The organism is Mesorhizobium sp. M2A.F.Ca.ET.037.01.1.1, from assembly GCF_003998075.1.
Classification (GTDB): Bacteria; Pseudomonadota; Alphaproteobacteria; order Rhizobiales; family Rhizobiaceae; genus Mesorhizobium.
This window is the reverse complement of the sequence record NZ_RZSA01001159.1, coordinates 1-1,867: the sequence shown is the minus strand read 5'-3', so window position 1 is coordinate 1,867 and position 1,867 is coordinate 1. Positions and strand designations below refer to the sequence as shown.

The 1,867-nt window shown below is 63.5% G+C and carries 3 protein-coding genes; 2 read left to right on the top strand and 1 reads right to left on the bottom strand.

Annotated elements, in window-relative coordinates:
- A partial coding sequence (locus EOA27_RS34595) for an FAD-binding oxidoreductase (protein ID WP_145970763.1) occupies window positions 1-316 on the top strand: 316 nt, incomplete at its 5' end.
- Between the two features lie 75 nt (window positions 317-391).
- Window positions 392-1,393, top strand: coding sequence for a 4-hydroxyproline epimerase (locus tag EOA27_RS34590; protein ID WP_126080711.1), 1,002 nt, complete (start codon window positions 392-394; stop codon window positions 1,391-1,393).
- 31 nt (window positions 1,394-1,424) lie between these two features.
- Here EOA27_RS34590 and EOA27_RS34585 read toward each other — a convergent pair.
- Window positions 1,425-1,867: LysR substrate-binding domain-containing protein (locus EOA27_RS34585; protein WP_245491283.1), on the bottom strand; the 443-nt coding region annotated here is incomplete at its 5' end.

The following is a 1,867-nucleotide window of genomic DNA, read 5'->3' as shown; positions in this document are numbered from 1 at the left end:
CGGCGGCGCCGTCGAGCTCGGCGGGATCGACCGGCCGCCCAACTTCGCCCGTTCCAAGGCCATGCTGGAGAAAGCAAAACGTTTCCTGCCTGGGCTCGACCCGTCAGGCGGCCGCGAGTGGATGGGTTATCGCCCGTCGCTGCCGGACTCATTGCCGGTGATCGGCGCGGCGCGCGCGCCAAATGTCTATTATGCTTTCGGCCACGGCCATCTTGGCCTGACCCAATCGGCGGCCACCGGCCGCTTGATCCGCGATCTCATCCTCGGGCAGACTCCGCCGCTCGACCTCACCCCTTTCCGTGTGCAACGGTTCTGAGTCTCTTTGTTTTGACGCAATTCCGGACGGAAAACCGCTTCACACTTTTCCTGAAATTGCTCTAGGAGAGCAACCATGGCTAAGAAATCCTTCTTCTGCATCGACGGCCACACCTGCGGCAATCCGGTGCGTCTGGTCGCTGGCGGCGGGCCTTTGCTCCAGGGCTCGACAATGATGGAGCGGCGGGCGCACTTCCTCGCCGAATATGACTGGATCCGCACCGGGCTGATGTTCGAGCCGCGCGGCCATGACGTGATGTCGGGCTCGATCCTCTATCCGCCGACGCGCGATGATTGTGATATCGCCATCCTGTTCATCGAGACGTCGGGCTGCCTGCCGATGTGCGGCCACGGCACGATCGGCACGGTCACGATGGCAATCGAGCATGGGCTGGTGAAGCCGAAGACGCCGGGCGTGCTCAGGCTCGACACGCCGGCCGGCCTCGTCATCGCCGAATACAAGCAGGTCGGCGAATATGTCGAGGAAGTGCGCATCACCAACGTGCCCTCCTTCCTCTATGCCGAAGGCCTGACCGTCGAATGCCCGGTGCTCGGCGAGATCAGCGTCGATGTCGCCTATGGTGGCAATTTCTACGCCATCGTCGAGCCGCAGAAGAACTACCGGGACATGGCCGACTACACGGCGGGCGACCTCATCGCCTGGAGCCCGGTGGTGCGGCAGCGTCTCAACGAGAAATATTCCTTCGTGCATCCGGAGAATCCCGGCATCAACCGGCTGTCGCACATGCTATGGACGGGCAAGCCGAGGAACGCGGAGGCCGATGCGCGCAACGCCGTGTTCTATGGCGACAAGGCGATCGACCGCTCGCCCTGCGGCACCGGCACCTCGGCGCGGATGGCGCAGCTCCACGCCAAGGGCAAGCTCAAGGAAGGCGACAGTTTTGTCCACGAATCGATCATCGGCTCGCTGTTCAGGGGCAGGGTCGAAAAGGAGGTCAGCGTTGCCGGCAAGCCGGCGATCATCCCTTCGATCGGCGGCTGGGCACGGATGACGGGGTTGAACACCATCTTCATCGACGACCGCGATCCGTTCGCGCACGGCTTCATCGTGACGTGACCGTCAGCCGGAATATCCATCCGGCTTGCGGTCAGGCCTCGGCCTTGACCGAAACCTGATCGCGGAACCATTCGGCGAACCTGGCCTCGGCAGACGAGGGCTGCGCCGACATGGTCAGGAAATAACCCTTGTCGTCGTCGGTCGAAACATCGGAGAGGACGACGAGGTCGCCGCGCCTGAGCTCCTCGCGAAAAACCTCGACCGGGCACAATGCCACGCCGTGGCCGGCAATGACCGCCGTCGCCAGTATGTTGAAATCGGCAAAAACCGGGCCGCTCCCGACATCGCGCTCTTCGACCCCGGACTTGGAAAACCATTCCTGCCAGCCCTGGCGCGTCTCGTCATGCAACAGGTCCGCCGCCGCGATGGCCGCCGCTGTTTCCAGCCGCCCCTTGCGCGCAAGATAGTGCGGACTGCAGGCGGGTCGGCTTATGCGGGAAAACAGCTTGAGGCTCGTGACATGCGGCGAGGGAT

Bases quoted from the DNA above. Each gene is read 5' to 3' on its own strand.
- EOA27_RS34590 (WP_126080711.1), top strand. From the start codon at position 392: ATGGCTAAGAAATCCTTCTTCTGCATCGACGGCCACACCTGCGGCAAT.